The following is a 23,220-nucleotide window of genomic DNA, read 5'->3' on the forward strand; positions in this document are numbered from 1 at the left end:
TTAAGCATTCAGGGTGTTTCGCGTACGCTTCGTATCGTAATAATGCTTAACCGCCAGCATGCCGCCGATCAGCATAAAAGGCTCGGCATAATAACGCCAGCGATACCCGACAAAAAACATAATGGTAAGCACAATGGTAAATAATACCGGTGCCATAATAAACACGTATTGCCATAGCTGCTCCCTATTCTTCCGGAAACGCAGCAATGCAGCAGCCACAAGCAAACAAAACAGACCAAATCCCGCTTCCAGCAGCACCGTTACCAGGTTTACACGGTTGTTCAGATGATTGTAGGGGATGAAATATCCCGCCACTTTCTTGGTGGTCAGCAATAGCTCCTGCGTTACATGATGCTTCATCCATTGGTCGGCATATTGCTTATACAGCGACGCCTCCTGGTATTCATTCAGGTTCATTGCGGCGATCTGCTCCGGACTGCGGTTCCCGTAGATCGCGGAATCAAAATACGCTTTATGCTGTTCGTAAATATGGGAGTTCCAGCTGCTGCGTGCATATTCATTATGCCCCTGGAAAAATTCGAATGAAGATTGCGTGCTCAGGAAAGGTTTCCCGAACCATTTATTGTTCTGCCAGAATGTGAAAGCGAGTCCGCAAGTGAGCAACAGCACCGAAAAAACGACGATCCTGAGAGATGAGGAACGTGCGGATTTATCTTTCGCAAACAAAGCGTAAAGTACTACAAGAGCGAGCAATGCACCGAAAGTCATCAGCAGATGCGGACGGCAAAATGCGACGAGTACACACAAAGCCACGCCCAAAGCGCCCCATGTGCTGTAAGATTTTTTTGCAAATACTGCCAGATAGAGATGTGAGAAAAAGATCACCTGTACATAAAAGCTGATGTTTTCCCACGAATCGAACAGTCCGATAAACAATAAATGGGATGGAATAATTGCGTACAGGATCAGCCCGGCACGCGCCCAGAGTTCATTACCGAACAGGAACTGCAGGAGCGCGTAAAATGCGAACAGCGAAATAATATAGGCAGCGATAGCAAGAAAATAAAGGATGCATCCGTAAAAATTGAAATAAGCATGCATATTCGGACTATCTACGGTTCCGGCATCCTTGCCGGTGATCGAGTGAAACAACTGCGTCCCGTACAGATGCATCAACACAAATGCCTTGGGACGGAAAGCGGAAGCATACGGCCTGTGCGCTCTCGGTGACGGTTTATAAAAACTATGCACCGGATCCAGTACCATAATCGTATCCGTGGCACGGTAGTAGGCGGCACTGTTGAACACTTCAAAATCATCACCTCCCTGGTAAAAGCCATTGCTGAATTTCAGTTTCCCGGAAGTATACAACAGTTGGTCATTATCATTATACGCATATAAAAAACTACACAGAAATATTTTGACTGCAACCAATACAACCATCAATACGACAAAAAACTTCTTATCGCGTAAAGTTTTATTCAAAAAATTATGCACGTGTATTTTTTTAACGAGTGCATAATTACTAATTAAACAGCTATAAAACAAATAGACACGCTCCCGGGCGGCAGCTTCACAAAAAAATCATTTTTGCTCGCCGGCGAGGCGTGACGTAATTATACGCCTTGCAGGTTCCTCGAAAAAACGCCACAGCAGCAACGAGATCAGGATACTTACAGGTAAGACAAACAGTATATTATCATTAAAAGAACCTACCCAAAGATGGACCAGGTAGAAAACGTAGGAGCTTTTACCCAAAATAACGAGAACCGGATGAGCCAATAACTTTGCGAATAAAGTCCTTTCGTATATCAGTCCGTAATAAAATACCGCAATACATATCGGAAGCAGGATATTGTTGATCAGGATACCGGCAGGATGCTGAATACCATGGATATATTGCGGGGAAGCGAATAACGATATCAGGAAGATCAGCATAAGGGAAAGCAAAATTCCTGAAGCCGTATAAAAATTTCCTCGTACCGCTTCGACGCCTTTATCGCGCTGCCTGAAACAAACTTTCGCAAGCGCAATGCCGCAGAAGAATTCGAAAGAGCGCCCGAAAAAAGTATAGGAACTTATAAACTCCATATTTCCGAACCATGCGTCTGTATTATGCGGACTTGTTCCGATATTGTACTGCAAAAGTATGCCCAGCAGTAAAAAAAAGACAGGAAATATTAAAAGCATGTACCTGCTTTTCCTGAGCAACAGGAAGATGAAGGGAGCAAAGAGATAAAATGTCTCTTCTACCGTCAAAGACCAGGCCTGCAATATTCCGGAGAATTTATACGAGGAAGAGAAGCCTTTTAAAAGTGTGAGGTTCAGAAATAGCTCCTTGTAAAACCAAAGCTGTGCCCTCCATTCGGGATGATTGAACAACTGAACTGCGAAAAATGCGATGGTCAGCAATAGGTACACCGGGAAGATCCGCGCTATTCTGTTCCCGTAAAAACGTCTGAAATCAATATGTTCCTCATGGTAATAACGATAGGCAATAAGGAAGCCGCTAAGCACAAAAAAAAAGGTAACCCCCACATGCATTTCGGAAAAAAAATCGTGGATCCGTTCTCCGAAGACAGCTACTGTAAAAGGGTTAAAATGAAAAATGCATACCATAAAGCTTGCAACAAACCTGATTCCTGTCAGTTGCAAGATCTCTTTCGAATTCATAAATTTCGTCTCGTTAATCCTGAATCAGAGGCTGCAAGTCGAAACGACTCCGCAAATCCCCTGTATCCGCTCCTGCAAATTTCGTTCCATATATGATGAACGGCACCTTGTATGAAAACGGCCCTTTTGAAAACGGATTTTTTAAAAGCCCCGCTTTCCGGTAAGCTGTCTTCAGATCTTTACGGGTTGGCTCCCAGGTAAACAACCATTGCGCTTGCGGATTGTCTCCAAAAATACGGCTTAACCCTGCCAGAAGTAGGGCATCTGAAGATTCCGATTGTGAAAAATCTGCTAATTCTATTTTTATCCTGTTATTTTCTTTAGAATAAATTATCAAGCCCTCCATATGTTCATTCTTCGTCAATGATAATACACGGAGTTCTTTGAAGGGGTGCATGAATACCTTCCAGTTCAATGTAGCGACATCGTAGAATGGGCGTATCATTTTCTGTGTACTGTAGAAACGATCCAGGAAACCCTGGATATCGTCCGTGAAAGTATTCAGTTCGGTTATGTGAATGGTACGATCCCTGCGAAAAATATTCCTTGCTGTAAACGCGGCCCGGTGTGTAAATATGTAGGGTATATCGATCAGGTGTTTCCAGCCAAGCTTATTCACAAAACCGTGAAACGAATTACTTCCCGGAACGCCCACGATCAACAGTTCAGGGTGCTTTGCCTGTACCGCCGCATAGGTATGCTTTGCGAGCTTTACAAACAAGCCTTTCTTCTGGTAATTCGGGTGCGTCATGGTATCCATGGACTGATACGCGAGGAACTTTTCCTGTCCGTCTGCGTAACACTCAGGTATCACTCCGTAAAAGGCAGCAATATTATTCTGCTCAAATGCTTCAAATGCAACAACCGGTCCGGACGGGTTCTCCAGGTATTTCCATCTGAAATAAGAATCGTCCACGCGCCGGCCGAGACAGAGCGCAAACATGTCTGTTAATCTGCTGAAATCTGCTGTGTCTGTCGGACGAATCTGGAACTCCATAATCACTTTTATTTTTGAGGTGCATCTTTCAGGATACCCTTTAATGCGGACGCCAATTTACGGGAATAAATAGTAGCGCCGACATCGTTCAGATGCTGGGAATTGTAAAAGTACTTTTTGTCCATGCAAAGCGTATCTGAAGAATAGTCGAGGAAAGGAATGTCGTAAATAGACGCCAGACTGCGGTAGATGCGGATAATGGACGTACGGTTAGACACAAACTGCTGCCCCAGTATATGTTCCGGAGGATAGGTAAGGATCACCCGGATGTGGCTTGCGCGGCACTGCTGCAAAAACAGCTCAAAGCGTCTGATACTGGACGTATCCAGGGGCTGCGTCAACTGTTTCTGGTGCTTTATAAGTTCATCTACATCCTTTGTCCAGTTGACATGTTGCGCCTTGAATCCCCGGTAGCGATCTGCGGGAACCCCAGCACTGAAGTCTCCGTTAAACCAGCGAAATAATACACGGTACTGTCCGATAAACTTAACAAACGGCAGGCGTGCGTCCCAGGCACTATATCCTTCATAACCCGAAATACGTTTTTCGAGTGCGTCATCATCCAGATACGGTAAGAACTGAGCCTGGTTGTACAGATCCTTCCGTTTGAAGAGTGTCGACCCGTCCAACGCATAGACGATCACTTTCGGTGGCACTCCGCGCATAATGATGTCGTGCCGCAAAGACGACATATCGAAATTGTAGCCGTCAACTCCGAGGTTATATACGCTCATCCGGACACTATCTTCCAGCACGACAGGATCAATGTGTACCCAGGCACGCGAAGATCCGTATATCAGTAAGTCTTTATTGGCTCTGCCCGAATACAGATCGTTCCATACGCCATAATCTCCATGGTTGGAATGCCGCAGATCTTTCACCACACGCCAATCCAGCCACAGCGCAAAAACAGCTACAGGCAGAACGGATAAAAGAAGATTGATGAGAAAACGCTTCATCTTGGTTTAAAACTGGAAATAAATAAATTGCTGTTGTTTGCCTGCAAACAGGAATACGACAATAAGAATTACGTAGTAAAGCGCATGGCGTGCTGGCTTGGGAATATGCTTTCTGAATACAAGCAGTGGATGCAATTCTCTTCTCCCGACCCATTCCAGCACCATGAAACAAAATAAGATCAGCATCATAGGTATGCCTATGGTCCAGCGCACATAGGTTAGCATCTCTTTGTAGGCGTTGGGATCAAACGCCGCCAGCAAAATACGGTGGCAGTAGCTGAACGCAAATTGTACGGAAGGAGCCCGGAAAAAAACCCAGGCAAAAACCGTCATAATAAAGGTCGCCATCATCTGCATCAGCTCTTTAAAATTAGGCAATGCCCTGTCTTCAGCAACCGTATTCAGATGGTCACGATTGCTTTTGAACAGCAGAGAGGGAATATAATACAGCGCATTCAGCAATCCCCATACAACAAAAGTCCAGTTGGCACCATGCCAGAAACCGCTCACGACGAAGATGATGATAAGGTTGCGAAGCGAATGCCAGCGGCCTCCCCGGCTACCTCCGAGCGGGATATACAGATAATCGCGGAACCAGGAAGACAGTGAAATATGCCAGCGCCGCCAGAATTCGGGAATACTTCTCGAAAAGTACGGGTAATTAAAGTTGCGCAACAGTTCGAAGCCCAGCAGTTTGGAAACACCCATTGCCATATCAGAATAGCCGCTGAAATCTCCATATATCTGGAATGCGAACAGCGCAGCGCCTGCAAACAATGTGATGCCGCCAAACTGACCGGACTCATTGAATATCTGATTTGCGAATTGCGCGCAGCCATCAGCAATCACTACTTTCTTGAATAAACCCCATAAGATCTGCGTAATGCCGTCGCAGGCCTGCTCGTAAGAGAATTGCCGCGGCTTTTCCACCTGCGGCAGCAGATGTGTAGCACGTTCGATAGGCCCCGCTACGAGCAATGGAAAAAAACTTACAAACAGTGAGTAATTGACGAAGTTATAACTGGGCTCTATTTTACGGTTGTAAATGTCGAACACATAAGAAAGTCCATGAAACGTATAGAAGGAAATGCCCACGGGCAACACGATGGACAATAATGTCCAGTGTGTATGAATCCCTCCGGCCTCCAATAACCGGGCTAAAGAGTCTGCAAAGAAATTATAATACTTGAACACTCCAAGGAAACCAAGATTGATACCGACGCTGAGCACAAGATACAGGCGCCGCAACTTATCGCTTTTAGCCCTGTATATCTGGATACCACTCACAAAATCCAGGCAGGTGGAGAATATCAGCAGGAAAAGAAAACGCCAGTCCCAGAATGCATAAAACACATAGCTGGCCAGCATCAGAAACAAATTCTGCCAGGCGAGCCTGCGTCCGAAGACAAACCAGTACAGGCTGAACACAATAATGAAAAACAGCAGAAAATTCAGTGAATTGAACAGCATAGATAAACAAAATTACAAATCGATCTTTTTGAGAAAAGTCCTGTTGATCAGAAATCGGATCTCAGTAGCCGACTGATTCAAAAGACCGATACGCGGAACGGCAAAACCGGGTCTGCCGGAAAACCCCACCGGGTTTGTTGTGAACATAAACCGGTAATTTTCCTTACGCAGCGCATCCGAAACCGCATCGGTATAATGTTCCTTCTTACCAAATGGCAGTGCGAACATATCCGAAGGAATTCCGTTCAGAGAACGCAGCATAGCTTCATTGCCGGCAATATCCCCCCTGAGTACCTCCGGCTTACACATGCTGAGCACGGCGTGAAAAGAGGAGTGGCTCTGAAAGGCAACACCGGATGCGATCATCGAGCGGATATCCGCTTCATTCAGGTATACCTGATAATCTTCAAACGGCAGCGTACCATAATAAGCAGAAAGCTGATTATTAAAATCAGCTGAATGCTTCAACTGCTCCACGCTCTGACCGCAAAAATGCCCGAGACCCGCTGCAAGTGCATACCGGTCGAAAGTGCCCAGTACGATATCGCTGATCCAGAGCCTGTTAAGCGAGCATGCTGCCTTATTGATAAAGCAGGTGTACGGAATACCCATGCCTGACAGTAAAGGATGTGCGTATTCCTTAACTGAATAAAAGCCGTCGTCGAATGTAAGCGATGCATAGTTGGCGCCGCTTACGAAGTCATCTTCAAGTAAAGACCGCAATGGAACAATCCGGAAATTCCGTTTCAGAAAATCAATCTGTTCGGCAAAACGATCCAGTTTTGTAGAATAATGCTCGGAGGAAAAATGGCGCTTCCCGTCTTTATCGATATCATGAAATACAAAAATGAATTTATTCCCCGCCTTATTAAGACGCAGCAAATTCACCGAGGATAAAACACTTTTAAGTAAACCTGATATCAAAGGCCGATAATAATTTTACGAAATATATAATTTTTCAAGTCCGGAAATCATTCTTTCCAGGGAAAATAATTTACGTGTATCCTCATAGCCTTGATTCTCCAGCTGTTTACAGAGATCTTTATCGCTCAGCAAACGCATCAGCGCTTCAAATATCGCACCGGCATCTTCAAACGGTACGACAAGTGCATTGCGTTCGTGCACAATAAATTCACTTGCCACGCCGGACAGTGTAAAGACAGAAGGAATCCGGGCCATAAGCGCTTCCACATAAGTCTGTCCGAAGGCCTCGATATGATCGTAAATAGGAACGTGTACATATGCACTGAGCGATTTGTACAAGGCGCCCATATCCCGTTCATATTTCACTTCAACGATATTCTGCGCGGGAATATCCTGCATAAGACCTTTCAGGTATGCCTCGTCATTACCGTGGCTGTTTGCGATCAGCAGCTTCGCATCGGGATAATGCTGCAGCAGTTGTTTGAACGCAGGGATGATGAACTGGATACCTTTCAGCAATGTATAGCGCGCCACCACACCAATTACCGGCTCGGCACCCAAACCATATTTGGATTTGAAATGCGCAATCCGTTCTTTGGTAACATTATCGTATTCGCTCAGCAGGAAACCATGATGCACGAGGCTTACTTTCGATTCCGGTACCTGTTCGTCTTTGATCAGTACCCGTTTCACCAGCTCACTAATCGCAACAATATCTGTGGCCATTGCGTTCATAAACCGGTCGTACTTCACCGCTTTGGGAAAGTATACATGGTGATAGGTCGCATAATGCCGGGTAAAAATACGCTTGGGTACCCCGGCCATGCGCGCCGCGGTTAAGCCCACCATACAGGCATCAAACAAATGACAGTGCACGATCTCCGTCCGTTGCGCACGCAGGAAACGGAACGATTGCCATATTGCTTTAGGCAGATCTTTCTTGCCATGATAAGGAATACGGATAAAAGGCAGCTTATGTTGCTGCACAAAGGCTTCTATCTCGCTGTCGCCTTTATTCAGAAATATAAAACTGAGATTCGTCAGCGACTTATCCCGGTAATCGATGATCCACTCAAGCGCAATCATCTTGCTCATGTCGGACACTATGTAAGTCAGATTCTTGGCAGTCATGAAAGCGATACTTTATCAGGAAAATATACACCGTTTGCGGTGATCACGTAATCATACAAACGATAGCGCAACGAAAGGGGCAGCAGCCGCGTCCAGAAACCATTATCGACGGAGCGGATCCAGAACCGGTTCAGGAATAATTTAAAAAATATTTTTTTGAGCCCCTGCGGTACGGGCTGTTTATAGCGTACCGGCAATTCCGGCATCAGGGACTGCAATTTACGGTGAGCCTGCGCATATTGTCGCAGACGCCGAATGTATGTGCTGCAGGTGAGCGGGTCGTTGTGCCAGGCAAATGCATCCGGGAGAAAATAGAACCGGACACCTGCACGCTGCGCCCGTACACACAATTCGTAATCTTCCGCATCGTTCAGGCGTTCGTCAAAGCCCTTCAGTTCGCGGAACAATCCTGCAGGAACCGAGAAATTCGCTGCTGTAAAAAAGGCGCTGTCTCCTTCAAGCAATCCGTCCGGATGTCCCTCCAGTTCTTTATTCCATTTACGACTGAGTGATGCTTTGTAACGAAGAATATCCGAAGTAGTTTCATCTACAGGTTCCTCCAGTCCGCCGGTAACAAAAGCTCTTTCGTGCGTAAGCTGCCAGTCGTGATGCTGCTTTATACAGTCCGGCAACGGCAACATGTCGTCGTCAAAAAAAATAAGCAAATCGCCGCTGGCATGAGCAACCGCCGTATTCCGCACTTTGGCGCGTCCGCCGTTCGGCTGCCATAACACCTTCGTGCGTGCTTTCAGCGAAAAATCGCCATCGGCAATCAGCTCTTCAGTGCCGTCTTTCGAGCCATCGATGAGCACGATGATCTCGTCCGGCAGCAATGTTTGCTTTCCGAGGCAGTGCAGGAGATTCATTATTTTACCTGCTCCGTTGTAAGTGGGAATCAATACGGATATCGTCATCGTTTAAAACGCAGGTATTTTTTTGCTCTGGAAACCCAGATTGAATTTTCGATCCGCAGCTTTCGCTTGGTAAGCGGCAACCTTATAGTCCCTTCGGGAAGAGCCATAAGGTGGGCCACATCTTTAGCTGCGATAAAACCGAGTGCAGGCCAGGCTTCCGGCACAACGGGGTGAAAATTCCGGTATGTATGAAAATTATCAGCGGAGAGATTTTTCCACCGGTCGAACTCGCCCTGGATATCTATATCATCCTTATGTCCCCAGTTATTGATCTTCTCCCAAATCTCCTGCTCGCTACGTGCCCAGCTCAGATGCAATAATGCAAACGGAGACCGTACATTGAAATTGCCATTGCGACGGCCATATTCATAGTCGGGATGCAGGGTTGCGATCTGGATAAATTCTATCTGCGAAAAATCGGATGGCTTCACGAAAAAGAATCCGTCTTCCGTCTGCTTATATGCAGTAATCCAGGGACATGCGATATTGACCTTCCGGCGCGAACGGAACGACTGTAAATAATGTACAAATCCTTCAAAATTCAGAAAGATCTCATCGGTGTCGAGTTGAATATGCCAGCCATCGCCGCCGATAAACTTCGCTATCTCATTCCGTTGCCGCACTTCGTTCTGCATGGGTGTAAGTGTAGGCACATAGAAGTTTGCTTCAAAAAGCCGGATTTTCCCTTTGGGATCCAGTTCCGCAAGCATCTTCATAAACCCTTCCTGGTCCCAGCTGAATTTATTACCCGACCAGCTCACGCGGCTCTCATCGATCGACAGGCAAATCTGATCTGCGCGTTCATAAATCGGTGGAATGGAAAGACGCAGCATCTCCCAATCATACGCAACGCAAAAGCTGACCGCTATATGTTTTCTCTGACTATTCACTTCCCGCTAATCATTTTTTTTGTGTGGTAGAGTACATCTTTATAAAAAGAGGTATTGAATCCCGGACTGCTCAGAAGCGCTTTGAATGCAAAAGCATAGCCACGGGCAAATTCTCTGCGGTTGAAAGACTGAACCGCTTCATCCTGTACGCGACGTATATTGGATCTGAATTCCTTTCTTAATTGTGTAACCCAGCCTTTCGCCCGGCTTATCTTATCCTCCAGCGGAAGACTTTCGAAAGCAGCATCGATATGATCGTGTAAAAACCAATCTGCGATCTGCTTTTTGGTGCGATACCAGTAATGGTAATTATATTCAAAACACGGCACCATTTTGTAACGGCGCTGCAGCATGATGGAAAACGCATATTGCTCGGAAGCATGGTTACCGGATGCAGGATAAATCTGATCTGTGAGCGCATATACATCCGGAATAATTTCCGCCTGCTTCGGATGGAAGCACATTACACCCGCATTCCACGACCACTCGCTTTTGGGGTCCACTTTTAAAGCATTTCCCGAAGCATCTTTCAAAACCTGTTCCGAAAAACAGGCATGCGCCGCACGGAACGTTTCTCCCGCCGGAAGCTCAAATGTTGCCATTGCCTCAAACAGGTATTCCTTCAGATGCATGGAAGCTGTTTCAGGATCCAGCTGACCGAGCAGGCTTTGAATATTTTGCAGGAAGAAAGAGTCCGAATCTGCATAAAACAGGAAGCGATCGCCTATCAGCGAAAAAGCTTCTTCGATCAGGGCGATCTTCATGCGGTGCAGAAAATCGATCTGACCGCGCATCTGTTGTATCTTTTCTCCCGTGAGCAATACATAATGCACATCCAAGCCCGCAAATACCTTTTCAAATCTCTCCGGCCTGTCGGTGAACAATATCACCTTCGTGTGTGCCGTATCGTTGAACGCAAAAAAGCTCAACACGGTGAGCATAACGCGTTTGTACTCATTTTCGCGACCAAAAGACTGAACCACTAAAGCTGATTGCCGCATATTAATTAGATTTTACTTTTTTATCACGAAGCTTCATAACCGGCAATTCAAAATACCTGTAGATCAGAGAAGAGGTCACGAAGGTCGTACTTATAATCAACAGATATTTTCCGAGTGAAGCAGCGAAACCACCTGTATCTCCGGCACTTTTAAACAGCTCCTCAATCAGGATCATTGCCGGGATGTGCACAAGATACAGCGAATAGGATATTTTACTGCAGTGCACGAACATCCGTCCCGCATTTTTCCCTTTCGATAATTCATTAAGTGTGGCGAAATACGGCAGGCAACAACTTACACCCAAACTGGTGAGCGGCATGATTGCCGTAAAAGCCAGCGCATTTTGCTTTGGCCTGGCCAGGTACAGTGCGATCAGGCCGCAACACACAACCGTAATTATCAGTCCGGCAAGTAACAATAATTTCTTTCTGGCGACCAGGTAAGACTTTATATTTTCATTGTAAAACAAGTAGCTCAGTAATAAACCGAACGCTATCGAATCGAGGCGGAAACAGGTGGTGAAATGATATACGTTTTCATAATTCGCCAACTGAGGATGAGCCAACGCATACAACAGCTTTCCCAAAACCGGGAATAACATCATGGTGGCGATAACCAGCCTGAATGCCGTTTTAGGGTTCCGGATAATTCCATAAAAAAGGAAAAAGAAAACCGGCATCAGTAGGTAAAACCATTCTTCCACCGCAAGGCTCCAGGACACACCAAAATAATGCAGCGTGCTGTCCGGAGTGACTTTCTGGATAAACAGCAGGTAAGGTATAACGGGAGTTTCGTGCACGCCGAGCATGTACCGTGCTATCAGCCAGTTAATCAGTACGAAAAGATAATAATTAGGCAGCGTCCTTGCCCAGCGGCGCACCCAGAAGCGCCAGAGTGATGCGTCCGGCGGAACTGACTGATCGGACGACGCAAATTCTCTGACGAAAATACTGCCGATCAGAAAGCCGCTCAGCACAAAAAAAACCTCAACGCCGTAATAGCCGAATATCCAGACGGCCAGATCATACAGGTGTTCCGCTTTCCCATGCAGGAACGGATAAAAAGGATAGGAAAGATGGCACAGCAATACCAATACGATAGCTACTGTGCGCACAATGTCCAGTCCGACAATTCTTTTATGCATATCCGGGAATTAAACTGCTATTTGTGTCCAGTGACCCGGGTAGATATTCACAGGCACTTCTTTATGTTCTTTAAAACCGAGAAAGTATTTCGGACAATAAATATGTGTGGCTTTTTCATTCAGCCATGCTGCCCACCATGCGTAAGTGCTGTTACTGATCAGCAGCGCCGCTGCATGCGACAATAATTGAAAATCAGTGATCGCATCACAATCTGAAATGATCACCGAAGGATTCCCTCCATAGCGCTCTTTACAGAAGCCGGCATCGTCGGAAGCAATGACGACCTTACCGCCAAACTGACCTTGCAACAGCTCCATCCCTTTATCGTAAAAAGAATCCGGCAATGTAAAATCGTCGCCTTCGAGACCTTTCACAGTGAAATTTTTATAGTCGGTACGGCGGATATGAACGGCAGCATAAGAACCAGGTTCAAGTCCGTGCTTTTGCAGAAAGTCTGTGAACCCGCTCTGGTATTGCCTTTTGACACTAAAATATTGCCTTATCTGTGCAGCGCTTTGGGCAAAATACGATTCACTCTGAAAGTATCCCCATATCATTGAAGGTTTCTTCAGACCAAACAGCCATGCACGAAAATCGCCATGCATATCCTCAAACTGAAGGTTATGCACCTCCATTCCGTAAAGGCGCTTAGCCACATGAAAGAAGAATTTTTCCTTGAACCTGTTTTTCCGGCGTTCGTTCGGCGCCAGTTCAAAATACTCCAGTTTAGAGATGTCATCCAGGGAGCATACAAATCCACCCTGCAGTTCCAGATTCTTGGCACAGGCATATTGAAACATCTGGTTGCCCATACGTCCCATATGCGAGTTGAAGTGAAGGTGTCGCTTAAGTAATTTCACGCAATTTGATTTTCTGGTTTGTTTTTTAGAGGTACCCTGAGCGGATAGAAGAATACATTTTGAGGAATCGCTTCCCTGCGCGCCCTCCTACGAACGTAAAAAGGCCAATCCCCCCTGATTATTCTTATTAAGAATCACGACGCGCTCTTTGAAAGGGAAGCCGGCGCGCCCCTCGGGCTTTGCATAACCAGCATCCAGAGCCTTGTATTCAGGATGCGTCACCAGGTAAGCATTTAAATGAGATTCGTCATGCCACACGGCAATCACTCCGTTTTTCTGATCATCATCTATTCTTTTTGCCAGCACTTCAGACATATGCAGATAATCCGCAGTAATTCCCCCATTCAGACATCCTTGCACATAGTGGCGGGCTTTAGCCGGGTCGGCATATGCCAAACTCTGCTGATTGCTTTCAAAGGGTGCTCCGACAGGCGACTCATAGTAATACGGATGAATGACCGCAACGAGCTTTTCCTTATCGGACGGCAATATCTGTGAGGGTCTGATTTTTCTTACAAACTGCATATTGGCATTCAGGAAGAAAAGAAAATCGTGGTGTTCATACAGATGACGCTCACGAACAAACAAATGGAACCGCATGAGCGTATCATAAGGCCATCCGAGCCGTTGCTGGTAAATGACAGTAATCCGTTCAGAGCTTTTGATAGTAGTAGAATCTGTAAAAATGTAATAGTGCTTTTCCAGGCCCGGACAAAAAAAGCGTTCTGAAGATTCGTAAAATTGCTGCCAGTAAATATCGTATTTACCGGTGCATATGTATAAAACCCCTATTGTCGGCTTTTTCTTTCTTGAAAACAGCATGCTGCGATGAACTTAACGTTTATTGTTTTTAATTAATAAGGAAATGTCGTGCATTTCGTGCAAGTGTTCCCGGTGCCAGCTTTCATCCCTGTCCCACCATTTGAATTCCTGCAAAAATGCAATCTCCTCTTCAGAGAAACGCATACCGATCTGCCTGGCGGGCACACCGCCGACTATCGAAAACGGAGCGACGTCTTTCGTTACAACGGCGCCTGCAGCCACTATCGCACCATTTCCGATCCGGATATTGTCCAGGATAACCGCGTTCTGACCAATCCACACATCATGACCGATGGTAACGGAGCCCGTTTCCTTAAAATAACTTTTATCTGCGATTGTTGCGCCGCATTGACCGGCAGTAGACCAGAAATACGGACTTGTGGAAACGAAAGTTTTTGCGGGATGCATCCCGGGTCCGATCGTAACATTCCCGGCAACAGAACAAAAGCGCCCGATGCTGGCGTTCATAGCTACATTATGCCCGGCGAAATAAGTGTGAGCACCGATGCGGCAATTATAGAAATAGGAATCCTTACCAATGCGCACCGGCTGTTCCAGTTCCGACTCGTGGACGGTACTGGTATGATGCACTCCCTGGGCTGAAAAAGTTTCCGGTCTGGCCCAGAAAATAAGCGCACGAATGATTTTCTTAATCATAAACTGTTTTTTGAAAGGATGGGAGCATCACCTGGCTGCCAATATAACATTTATTCAAATAACAATATGCGCAAAACCGGGTGGCATTTACATCCGGAAATGTCACATTCAGATCGGCTACCGGTAAATGTTGATCGCTCCGGTAATAATTATTATCCGGATTTGAGCGTTGCGGCAATCGTTCTGATAAAGGCGATGTACACATCCCCTGTTATTTTTTTAATCTCCGAAAGGGCAGTGAATAAAAATTTCACATCCAATCCGATTTGCTCCTGCTTCCAGTTGCTGATCATCTTTTCGATAACACCATATTTAAGTGCCTGCTTTTCTTTTTCAGAAAGACCAATATGCTCCTGGTTAATAACAACTGCGCGTATATTTTCAAGCAAATGATCTTTTCTCCGTTCCCTTCCCTTGCTAAAGCGCACTGTTCCGGAGTGAAACCGGTATTTATTCAGGGGAAGCGGACTATACGCTACTGTGCCCGGCTGATGGAGCAACTGAGTCCAGAAAACCCAATCTCCTGCAAGGCGGAAGCGTCGTGCGGTTTCAAGCAGCTTTTTATGAAAAAATGCTTTTTTGAATACAACTGCGCTTGCATTCGGAATCACGTTCGAGCGCAACAGGCGCGACTTGCAGAATGCCTGCGCATCGGCAAAGCCATCTGGCCCGAAGGCCGTGGTGAAATCGGGAGCAGCTAACTGTTCAAACTCTCTACCGTTCTCATCAACCCGTACAGAGTTTGAATAAGCAAGAATCGTGTCTTCCCGCTTTTCCAGCAGGCCTACCATTGTACTCAGAAAAGAAAGGTCGCTGTAATCATCACTTTCGGCGATCCATATATAGGTGCCGCTGGCCAGCTCTATTCCCTTCTGCCACTGGGCAAATACAGACCCTGAATTCACCGGGTTGACGACAATATGCGATACTTCGTTTCTGAGCCTGAATTTCCCGATCTCCTGAACGCTTTCGTCCGTAGAACAATCATCTAAAATAATCAGTTCCTTAGCCGGGTAATCCTGGTTCAAAACGGATGTGATACGCTGATCCAGAAATTTTGCGTGATTGTAATTGGGTATGATAACAGAAACGAGTTTGTGCCCGGTCATGACTTGGTAATTAAGTACATCCCTACTCGGTCGGTCATATTGGGAGAAAGGAAGTAGTGCATCACGCGGTTAAAATGATCGTTTATCCTGCTGAAAAACCGATTGGTTTCGGGTAATATATTAAATCTCACCTTCCATGAATCTCCGCAATATTCCTTTACGGTAAAACCGCAGCTTTCAATCATCTTTGGTGCCGTAAAATAGTTATAGAACTTCAGATGCGTCTTATCCATCACACCGACGTCGGTGTATTCGAAATGACCACGGAACATCTTCCATCTGTCTGACCAGTTACTTACGTTAGGCAGACAAATAATAACGCTGCCACCCGGCTTCAGAATATCTCTGGTACGCTCCAGTACCTTTTCAGGATTCACCAGATGCTCCAGTATATGCATATAAAGCACCACGTCATACTGATCGCGGGAAATCTGTGCCCAGACCTCTTCACTTTCCAGATCCCCTAAAATAGCAGACTTCAGAAATGGCCTGGCTTTTTCCAATGCCGGTTCGAAAAGTTCGGCTCCGGTAACAATGCAGCCATTTTTCTGTAACCAGGCACTGATATACCCGGTATGACAGGCGGCTTCAAACACCTGCTTTCCATGGCCAACCCATTCAATTACTTTCTTATGTTCGGAAGAGAGCCTATTGAAATCTTCAACAATAGGACGGTCATAGGCCAATTGGTTATCCATTCTTATCTTTTAAAGGTGATTCACACAGCGTTTTTATACTCGCTCTCATTGCAGCATCCGGCTTATCCCACCATTTTTCGGTGAGCAGTCGTGCTATAATTTCCTCCGGAAAACGCTTTTTAATGCAGACTGCCGGATTTCCGGCCCATATTTCATATGGTCCCACATTTTTGGAGACTACAGATCCGGCTCCTATGACAGCTCCGTCGCCGATCGTGACTCCGGAAAGAATAATGGCTGCGTATCCGATCCATACATCATTTCCTATTACAACATCGCCTTTGGTGGAGGGATGCCCCGTTATTTCAGCTGCCTCCGGGAAAAATCCGGGCAGAGCCGGAAACGGATAGGTACTTACCCAGTCGACGCGGTGATTGCCTCCGAGAAAAATCTTCACGTCTTCAGCAATCGAACAGAATTTTCCAATCTTAAGTGTTGCCTTTTCCCCCCAATGGAAAATCCGTGGATTACCATAGGTGTATGCTCCTATTTCAAAGCCCCTGTCTGCGAGTAAATCACTCGTAAAAAAAAGAGCTGGCTGCGGAGCAGATCGCTGAGGCGCGATATAATTTTTTATGCTACGTGCGATATTTCGTATTATTCCCATATAGCATTCGAAAAAACAGTACCATAATCAAAGGTTTCCAGATGAGCGAATTCCGAACCTGAATCTATCACAGTGAACGGACAAACATCTTCTACCTGGTCGTATTGAGTAACGCCGGGGATATAGATGATTGTTTTTACTGAATAGTTACCGCGCACAAGGAAATTCCGTCTTATCTTCAGAGTCATCATTTTTTCAGAAATAATCTGCTCTTTTGAGAAAAGGGGATTTTTAAGGCTGTCCAATACGGTAAGCAGCAGGCGATAAGAGCCATTCCCGGGAATTTTACCCCCGATATTCACCTCAACTGCAATATCCTCATCATGCCGGAACTCATCCGCCGCATATCCTCCTTCGTTCAGAATGGAAATTCTGGAAACATATATTTCCTTGTCAGCTTCCCGTGCAAACTGCCCGACAGCGTCATTCGCCTTATTACGTTCGAGATAACAGCCCACAGCCTCGCGAATGGTTCCCGAGAAAAGAAAACGACCATTGCGCAAAACGAGTCCGTTATTACAGAGATTGCTCATTGCGCCCATATTATGGCTCACAAACAATACCGTACGCCCGTCATTTACACTCACATCCTTCATCTTTCCGAGGCATTTTTTCTGAAATTCGGCATCCCCTACCGCAAGCACTTCATCCACGATCAGAATCTCCGGCTCCAGGTGAGCAGCTACCGCAAAAGCGAGTCGTACATACATACCACTGCTGTAACGCTTCACCGGTGTATCCACGTAGCGCTCCACTCCCGCAAAATCGACGATCTGGTCAAATTTGGATCTGATTTCGCGTTTGGTCATTCCCATGATAGCGCCATTCAGAAAAATATTCTCACGTCCTGTCATTTCCGGATGAAAACCGGTACCGACCTCCAGCAAACTTGCAATACGGCCGTTTACTTTAATGCGACCGGAAGTTGGTTGCGTTACTTTGCTTAATAATTTCAGCAGGGTACTTTTCCCCGCCCCGTTCCTGCCGATAATTCCCAGCACCTCTCCTTTCTTAACCTCAAAGCTCACATCTTTCAGCGCCCAGACATAATCACTACTGCCTTTTGTCGTGCGGTCATTCGATTCCCCCACTTTAGCAAACGGATCTTCTTTACCGCGCATACGGGCAATCCAACGGTTCAGATCGTGGCTGATCGTGCCGGTACCTACTTCTCCAAGTCGATATAACTTTCCGACATCTTCTACCTTTATGGCTATATTGCTATTCACTGCTTAAAGTATGTTTAAAGTTACATGGCTTCGCCGACGTCAGTTACATAAACAGTAACTGAACACATGCCGGAGCATCGACTGATATTATAATTTACGCACCAGTTTCCGGTCAATAATCACCGATAAATGGCAACCTAATCCACTGATACTTACATTTAACCGCGACTCATTCAGGTTCTCGGTCAACACTCCCTGCAATCCGCATAATGCACCGCCCACAACTTCCACCCTGTCTCCCGAGAGTAACACTTCGCGACATATTTCCGGCACTTCAGGACCACTGCACAAAAGACTGATGCGCTGCAGATCTGACTGTGAAACGACCGCAGGGCGCCCCTGAAAAGAAACGAACCGCAAAACCCCCTCCACCTCAAACACCGCATTACGGTTAGCCTTGTCTAGGTAAACAAATACGTAGGAAGGGAACAACACTACGTCCACCCACTTCTTCCGGTCTTTCCACTGGTGCAATTGACGTTGCACAGGCAAATAATAATCAATGCCTAAACGTTGCAAGCACATCGCTACCTTCTTTTCCGAACGTGGCCTTGTGGCAATGACCAGCCACGAATATCCAGGCTCGCGAACAACCATCATTAAATGGTGTTTTCAAACCGTTCCTTATATACGGCTCTGATCCCGGATTCCAGATCAATGGAAGCTTTCCAGCCTAACCCGTTCAGTTTGGAAACATCCATGAGTTTTCTGGGTGTTCCGTCCGGCTTTTCCGAATCCCATATCACTTCGCCTTCATACCCCACAATCTTTTTAATCATCATGGCCAGGTCTTTTATGCTGATATCCGTTCCCACTCCGACATTCACCAATTCCGCTTCGTTGTAGGACTGCATCAGGAACACACAGGCGTCTGCCATATCGTTTGCATGAAGAAATTCCCTCATTGGGCTGCCCGTTCCCCAAAGTGTAACGGAGGCAGCCTGCTGCTGCTTTGCTTCGTGAAACTTACGGAGCATAGCGGGAAGTACATGCGAATTATTCAGATCGTAATTATCATTCGGGCCATATAAATTGGTCGGCATCACGGAAATAAAATTGCATCCGTACTGGGAGCGATAAGCCTCACACATTTTTATGCCCGCAATTTTCGCAATTGCGTAAGGTTCATTCGTCGGCTCCAGCAGACCGGTAAGCAGGTAAGACTCCTTCAATGGCTGCGGTGCCATTTTGGGATAGATACACGATGAGCCGAGGAACATCAGCTTTTTCACACCGCTCAGGTACGATTGGTGGATAACGTTGTTCTGGATCATCATGTTCTCATAAATAAACTCCGCTCTGCGTGTATTATTTGCGAGAATACCACCAACTTTGGCGGCTGCAAGAAACACATAGTCCGGACGCTCCTCTTCGAAGAAAGAACGCACGGCCGCCTGATCTCTCAGGTCCAGTTCCGAAGAAGTGCGCACCACGAGATTGCGGAAACCTGCTTTTTCAAGGTTTCTGAGGATAGCGCTCCCGACCATTCCCCGATGACCGGCGACATAAATTTTATCGTTAAACTGCATCAAGGCGTGTCCTACTATTCAAATTGTTTTAATATCGTGAAACCTGCTTCTTTCAGCATTTTCTCACGTTTGAACGATTGCAGATCAGCCTGCACCATTTCTTTTACCAGTTGAGGCAAGGTACATTTGGCCTTCCATCCGAGTAATTGCTGTGCTTTTGTCGGGTCTCCGATCAACAAATCCACTTCCGTGGGGCGGAAATAAGCCGGATCAACACTCACCACTTCTTTACCTGGCGGGAAATGTTCATTGTTATCCGAGCTTGCTGCCACAAATGCTTTTTCATTTGCGCCCTCTCCTCTGAATTCGAGTGTTACGCCCACTTCTGCAAAAGCCATGATGATAAAATCTCTCACAGTAGTAGTGATACCGGTGGCGATCACAAAATCTTCCGGCTTATCCTGCTGCAGAATCAGCCACATTGCTTCAACGTAATCGCGGGCATGTCCCCAATCACGTTTGGCATCCATATTCCCTATATATAATTTATCCTGCAGCCCGAGCGACATTTGCGCTACGGCGCGGGTGATTTTGCGCGTTACGAATGTTTCGCCGCGCAAAGGACTTTCATGATTGAACAATATTCCGTTGCAGGCAAACATCCCATAGGCTTCACGGTAGTTTACCGTAATCCAGTAGGCGTACATTTTAGCTACAGCGTACGGAGACCTTGGATAAAAGGGAGTGCGTTCGCTCTGGGGCACTTCCTGCACCAATCCGTATAACTCGGAAGTGGATGCCTGGTATATTTTGGTCTTTTTGGTGAGCCCCAGCAGGCGGACAGCTTCGAGGATACGCAAGGTGCCGATACCATCGGCGTTTGCGGTGTATTCCGGTGTGTCGAAGCTCACTTTCACGTGGCTCATCGCACCGAGGTTATATATTTCATCAGGTTGTACTTCCTGGATAATGCGGATCAGGTTAGAACTGTCAGCCAGATCTCCGTAATGCAGAATAAACCGGCGGCTATCGACATGCGGATCTTCGTAAAGATGATCGATACGGTCGGTATTGAAAAGGGAACTACGGCGTTTGATACCATGAACAATGTATCCTTTCTCCAGAAGAAGTTCGGCGAGATACGCCCCGTCCTGTCCGGTGATACCGGTAATTAAAGCAATTTTAGGCATAAAGGTAAAATGTTATAAGTCCGGAAATCGAAAACGACTCCGGGTAGTAACTTTTGCGCGAAGTTAATCAGAATAGATGAAGTTTTATAACAACTTACCGGTAAACAAAAAGTCCGCCGGCAAATACCGGCGGACCTTTTACAATCACATCATTATCAGAGCTTCATATCTGCATCGTCGGCAGATGGCGCGTTCGGCGCATCCTGACGCGGAGCCCTTTCCGGGCGCTCTCCGCGCGGAGGGCGATTTTCACGCGGACGACGGTCACGATCCCGATCACCACCATTAGGACGGTCGCGGCGTTCACGGCGTTCTCCTTCTGGTTGTTCCTGGTATCCTTCCGGTTTTTCCATCAATACCTTGCGGCTCAAACGGAATTTGCCCGTTTTAGGATCTACTTCCAGCAGTTTCACACGAATGGTATCTCCTTCTTTCAACACTCCTTCAAGTGTTTCAAGGCGACTCCAGCTTACTTCTGAAATATGCAGTAAACCTTGTTTACCAGGCATGAATTCAACGAATGCTCCGTAAGGCATAATGCTTTTTACGGTTGCTTCATACTCTTCTCCTATTTCCGGAACACTTACAATGCTGCGGATCCAGGCCATAGCCTTATCAATTCCTTCTTTATTGGCAGAGAATACTTTTACAAATCCTTTGTTGTCTTTCTCTTCGATAGAGATAGACGTTCCGGTTTCACGCTGGATCTCCTGGATGATTTTTCCGCCAGGTCCGATCACCGCACCGATAAACTCTGTCTCGATGATCAGTTGTTCGATACGTGGTGTATGCGGTTTCAGTTCCGGACGGGCAGCAGGCATACACTCATACATAGCGTCGATGATATGCAGACGGCCTTTGCGGGCCTGCTCCAACGCTTGTGTCATGATATCCATGCTCAGTCCGTCCACTTTAATATCCATCTGGATACCGCAGATACCTTCACGTGTGCCGGTAACTTTGAAATCCATGTCACCCAGATGATCCTCATCTCCGAGGATATCCGTCAATACAGCCCATTTTTTATCTGAAGGACGGCTGATCAGTCCCATTGCAACACCACCTACGTGTTTAGGGAAAGGAACACCTGCATCCATCAGAGCCAGAGATCCGGCGCAAACGGTTGCCATAGAGGAAGAACCGTTAGATTCAAGGATATCGGAAACCACGCGCACGGTATACGGATATTCGTCTCCCGGCATCATTTGTTCCAGCGAACGTTTTGCAAGGTTACCATGTCCTACTTCACGACGGCCTACGCCACGCTGCATTTTCACCTCTCCTGTAGAGAAAGGAGGGAAATTATAATGCAGGATAAATTTCTGGTAATCAGATGTAGCGGCCGTTTCCAACAGCAATTCGCTGTCTTTGGATCCCAGGGTAACCGTTGTCAGAGACTGTGTTTCGCCACGGGTGAACAAAGAGGAACCGTGAGGAGAAGGCAATGCGTTCACTTCCATTGCAAGCGGACGAACCTGATCTGTTTTACGGCCATCCAGGCGGACACCTTCATCCAGGATCATGTTACGCACGGTGTAGTACTGCAGATCTTCGAAATGACGTTTTGCTTCGGACCAAACCGCTGCATCCAGCTCCGTTTCCGGCTCCAGACCTTCGCTCAGGTGCGCTTTCAATCCTTCAGCCAATACTTTATAAGCTTCGCTGCGTTCGTGTTTTGAAGAAGCGGACTTGCTGATTTCAAGCATTTTAGCTCCTGCGAAATCCTGTACGCGTTTTTTTATGTCTTCATTCACTGCAACGGGAACCACTTCACGTTTGGCGGTGATGCCCAGTTTATCACGCAGTTCCTGCTGCGCTTTTACCTGCACGCGAATGGCCTCATGGGCAAACTCGATAGCTTTTACGACATCAGCTTCGGAACATTCCTTAGCCTCGCCTTCCACCATCATGATATTTTTCTCAGTAGCTCCGATAATGAAATCCATATCCGCGTCTTTCAGTTGCGTGCGGGTAGGATTGATCATAAACTCACCATTGATACGTGCCACACGTACTTCAGAAATAATTTCCTGAACCGGTATGTCAGAAACTGCAAGCGCTGCGGATGCAGCCAGACAGGCAAGCGCGTCAGGCATCACTTCGATGTCAGAAGAGATGAGCGTTACAATTACCTGTACATCGCAGTAATAATCTTCCGGGAACAGCGGGCGCAATGCACGGTCTATCAGACGGGAAATCAATACCTCATAATCATTCAGACGACCTTCTCTTTTGAAGAAAGAGCCGGGAATGCGCCCTGCGGAGGCAAATTTTTCCTGATAATCAACGGTAAGAGGGAAAAAGGACTGACCTGGTTTAGGTTCCTGGTTTGCTACCACGGTAGCAAGGAGAACAGCGTCTCCGAGTCGTACGGTTACGGCTCCGTCAGCCTGACGGGCCATCTTGCCCGTTTCAATTGTTACTTCACGTCCATCGTTCAGTTTGAACGATACAGAAGTGGGATTCAGCGTCATAAAGATTGCTTGTTTTTAAAATTTTTGTCATCAAAATGCG

22 protein-coding genes are annotated in these 23,220 nt (G+C 46.5%); all 22 read right to left on the reverse strand.

Translation table 11 applies throughout. The annotated features are described in order from the left end of the window. Entirely contained in the window at positions 1-1,446 is a 1,446-nt protein-coding gene (locus tag ABD846_RS06400) for a hypothetical protein (RefSeq protein ID WP_344824071.1), read from the reverse strand. A gap of 99 nt (positions 1,447-1,545) precedes the next feature. After that, the gene (locus ABD846_RS06405) at positions 1,546-2,634 is read right to left on the reverse strand and encodes an acyltransferase family protein (RefSeq protein ID WP_344824074.1); all 1,089 of its coding nucleotides are present in this window, start codon (positions 2,632-2,634) and stop codon (positions 1,546-1,548) included. A 13-nt stretch (positions 2,635-2,647) separates the two neighbouring features. Beyond that, entirely contained in the window at positions 2,648-3,631 is a 984-nt protein-coding gene (locus ABD846_RS06410) for a GNAT family N-acetyltransferase (RefSeq protein WP_344824077.1), read from the reverse strand. An 8-nt stretch (positions 3,632-3,639) separates the two neighbouring features. Beyond that, entirely contained in the window at positions 3,640-4,590 is a 951-nt protein-coding gene (locus ABD846_RS06415; protein WP_344824080.1) for an SGNH/GDSL hydrolase family protein, read from the reverse strand. 6 nt (positions 4,591-4,596) lie between these two features. Then, positions 4,597-6,060 (reverse strand): MBOAT family O-acyltransferase, encoded by a 1,464-nt coding sequence (locus tag ABD846_RS06420; RefSeq protein WP_344824084.1) that lies wholly within the window; start codon positions 6,058-6,060, stop codon positions 4,597-4,599. A gap of 12 nt (positions 6,061-6,072) precedes the next feature. After that, positions 6,073-6,942 (reverse strand): polysaccharide deacetylase family protein, encoded by an 870-nt coding sequence (locus ABD846_RS06425; protein ID WP_344824087.1) that lies wholly within the window; start codon positions 6,940-6,942, stop codon positions 6,073-6,075. Positions 6,943-6,999: 57 nt separating this feature from the next. Continuing rightward, positions 7,000-8,115 (reverse strand): glycosyltransferase family 4 protein, encoded by a 1,116-nt coding sequence (locus ABD846_RS06430; protein ID WP_344824090.1) that lies wholly within the window; start codon positions 8,113-8,115, stop codon positions 7,000-7,002. Then, positions 8,112-9,029 (reverse strand): glycosyltransferase family 2 protein, encoded by a 918-nt coding sequence (locus ABD846_RS06435; protein WP_344824092.1) that lies wholly within the window; start codon positions 9,027-9,029, stop codon positions 8,112-8,114. Before ABD846_RS06435 ends, ABD846_RS06430 begins: the two co-directional genes overlap by 4 nt. Then, positions 9,026-9,919 (reverse strand): hypothetical protein, encoded by an 894-nt coding sequence (locus ABD846_RS06440; RefSeq protein WP_344824095.1) that lies wholly within the window; start codon positions 9,917-9,919, stop codon positions 9,026-9,028. The genes ABD846_RS06435 and ABD846_RS06440 overlap by 4 nt, the downstream gene beginning before the upstream one ends. After that, positions 9,916-10,920, reverse strand: a complete 1,005-nt coding sequence (locus ABD846_RS06445) for a hypothetical protein (protein WP_344824098.1) — start codon at positions 10,918-10,920, stop codon at positions 9,916-9,918. Before ABD846_RS06445 ends, ABD846_RS06440 begins: the two co-directional genes overlap by 4 nt. A gap of 1 nt (position 10,921) precedes the next feature. Further along, positions 10,922-12,064, reverse strand: coding sequence for an acyltransferase family protein (locus ABD846_RS06450; RefSeq protein WP_344824102.1), 1,143 nt, complete (start codon positions 12,062-12,064; stop codon positions 10,922-10,924). Positions 12,065-12,073: 9 nt separating this feature from the next. Next, entirely contained in the window at positions 12,074-12,925 is an 852-nt protein-coding gene (locus ABD846_RS06455) for an alpha-1,2-fucosyltransferase (RefSeq protein ID WP_344824105.1), read from the reverse strand. A gap of 87 nt (positions 12,926-13,012) precedes the next feature. Further along, positions 13,013-13,747, reverse strand: a complete 735-nt coding sequence (locus ABD846_RS06460) for a family 6 glucosyltransferase (RefSeq protein ID WP_344824108.1) — start codon at positions 13,745-13,747, stop codon at positions 13,013-13,015. Positions 13,748-13,759: 12 nt separating this feature from the next. Beyond that, positions 13,760-14,404: a CatB-related O-acetyltransferase gene (locus ABD846_RS06465; RefSeq protein ID WP_344824111.1), complete on the reverse strand. Its 645-nt coding sequence runs from the start codon at positions 14,402-14,404 to the stop codon at positions 13,760-13,762. Between the two features lie 152 nt (positions 14,405-14,556). Next, positions 14,557-15,513, reverse strand: a complete 957-nt coding sequence (locus ABD846_RS06470) for a glycosyltransferase (RefSeq protein ID WP_344824114.1) — start codon at positions 15,511-15,513, stop codon at positions 14,557-14,559. Continuing rightward, complete coding sequence (locus ABD846_RS06475; RefSeq protein WP_344824117.1) at positions 15,510-16,211, reverse strand: class I SAM-dependent methyltransferase; 702 nt, start codon at positions 16,209-16,211, stop codon at positions 15,510-15,512. Before ABD846_RS06475 ends, ABD846_RS06470 begins: the two co-directional genes overlap by 4 nt. Then, positions 16,204-16,608: a CatB-related O-acetyltransferase gene (locus ABD846_RS06480; RefSeq protein ID WP_344824120.1), complete on the reverse strand. Its 405-nt coding sequence runs from the start codon at positions 16,606-16,608 to the stop codon at positions 16,204-16,206. The genes ABD846_RS06475 and ABD846_RS06480 overlap by 8 nt, the downstream gene beginning before the upstream one ends. Before the next feature lie 200 nt (positions 16,609-16,808). Further along, the gene (locus ABD846_RS06485) at positions 16,809-18,047 is read right to left on the reverse strand and encodes an ABC transporter ATP-binding protein (RefSeq protein ID WP_344824123.1); all 1,239 of its coding nucleotides are present in this window, start codon (positions 18,045-18,047) and stop codon (positions 16,809-16,811) included. An 87-nt stretch (positions 18,048-18,134) separates the two neighbouring features. Then, positions 18,135-18,647: a UpxY family transcription antiterminator gene (locus ABD846_RS06490; RefSeq protein ID WP_344824127.1), complete on the reverse strand. Its 513-nt coding sequence runs from the start codon at positions 18,645-18,647 to the stop codon at positions 18,135-18,137. Further along, positions 18,647-19,576, reverse strand: a complete 930-nt coding sequence (fcl, locus tag ABD846_RS06495; protein ID WP_344824130.1) for a GDP-L-fucose synthase — start codon at positions 19,574-19,576, stop codon at positions 18,647-18,649. Before fcl ends, ABD846_RS06490 begins: the two co-directional genes overlap by 1 nt. A 14-nt stretch (positions 19,577-19,590) precedes the next feature. After that, positions 19,591-20,706: a GDP-mannose 4,6-dehydratase gene (gene gmd / locus ABD846_RS06500; RefSeq protein WP_344824133.1), complete on the reverse strand. Its 1,116-nt coding sequence runs from the start codon at positions 20,704-20,706 to the stop codon at positions 19,591-19,593. 155 nt (positions 20,707-20,861) lie between these two features. Continuing rightward, positions 20,862-23,180: a polyribonucleotide nucleotidyltransferase gene (pnp, locus tag ABD846_RS06505; RefSeq protein ID WP_344824136.1), complete on the reverse strand. Its 2,319-nt coding sequence runs from the start codon at positions 23,178-23,180 to the stop codon at positions 20,862-20,864. Positions 23,181-23,220: the final 40 nt, after the last annotated feature.

This window comes from Rurimicrobium arvi (assembly GCF_039540495.1).
Classification (GTDB): domain Bacteria; phylum Bacteroidota; class Bacteroidia; order Chitinophagales; family Chitinophagaceae; genus Rurimicrobium; species Rurimicrobium arvi.

Bases quoted from the DNA above. Each gene is read 5' to 3' on its own strand.
- ABD846_RS06405 (WP_344824074.1), bottom strand. From the start codon at position 2,634: ATGAATTCGAAAGAGATCTTGCAACTGACAGGAATCAGGTTTGTTGCA.
- ABD846_RS06410 (WP_344824077.1), bottom strand. From the start codon at position 3,631: ATGGAGTTCCAGATTCGTCCGACAGACACAGCAGATTTCAGCAGATTA.
- ABD846_RS06415 (WP_344824080.1), bottom strand. From the start codon at position 4,590: ATGAAGCGTTTTCTCATCAATCTTCTTTTATCCGTTCTGCCTGTAGCT.
- ABD846_RS06420 (WP_344824084.1), bottom strand. From the start codon at position 6,060: ATGCTGTTCAATTCACTGAATTTTCTGCTGTTTTTCATTATTGTGTTC.
- ABD846_RS06430 (WP_344824090.1), bottom strand. From the start codon at position 8,115: ATGACTGCCAAGAATCTGACTTACATAGTGTCCGACATGAGCAAGATG.
- ABD846_RS06435 (WP_344824092.1), bottom strand. From the start codon at position 9,029: ATGACGATATCCGTATTGATTCCCACTTACAACGGAGCAGGTAAAATA.
- ABD846_RS06445 (WP_344824098.1), bottom strand. From the start codon at position 10,920: ATGCGGCAATCAGCTTTAGTGGTTCAGTCTTTTGGTCGCGAAAATGAG.
- ABD846_RS06450 (WP_344824102.1), bottom strand. From the start codon at position 12,064: ATGCATAAAAGAATTGTCGGACTGGACATTGTGCGCACAGTAGCTATC.
- ABD846_RS06460 (WP_344824108.1), bottom strand. From the start codon at position 13,747: ATGCTGTTTTCAAGAAAGAAAAAGCCGACAATAGGGGTTTTATACATA.
- ABD846_RS06465 (WP_344824111.1), bottom strand. From the start codon at position 14,404: ATGATTAAGAAAATCATTCGTGCGCTTATTTTCTGGGCCAGACCGGAA.
- ABD846_RS06470 (WP_344824114.1), bottom strand. From the start codon at position 15,513: ATGACCGGGCACAAACTCGTTTCTGTTATCATACCCAATTACAATCAC.
- ABD846_RS06475 (WP_344824117.1), bottom strand. From the start codon at position 16,211: ATGGATAACCAATTGGCCTATGACCGTCCTATTGTTGAAGATTTCAAT.
- ABD846_RS06490 (WP_344824127.1), bottom strand. From the start codon at position 18,647: ATGATGGTTGTTCGCGAGCCTGGATATTCGTGGCTGGTCATTGCCACA.
- fcl (WP_344824130.1), bottom strand. From the start codon at position 19,576: ATGCAGTTTAACGATAAAATTTATGTCGCCGGTCATCGGGGAATGGTC.
- gmd (WP_344824133.1), bottom strand. From the start codon at position 20,706: ATGCCTAAAATTGCTTTAATTACCGGTATCACCGGACAGGACGGGGCG.
- pnp (WP_344824136.1), bottom strand. From the start codon at position 23,180: ATGACGCTGAATCCCACTTCTGTATCGTTCAAACTGAACGATGGACGT.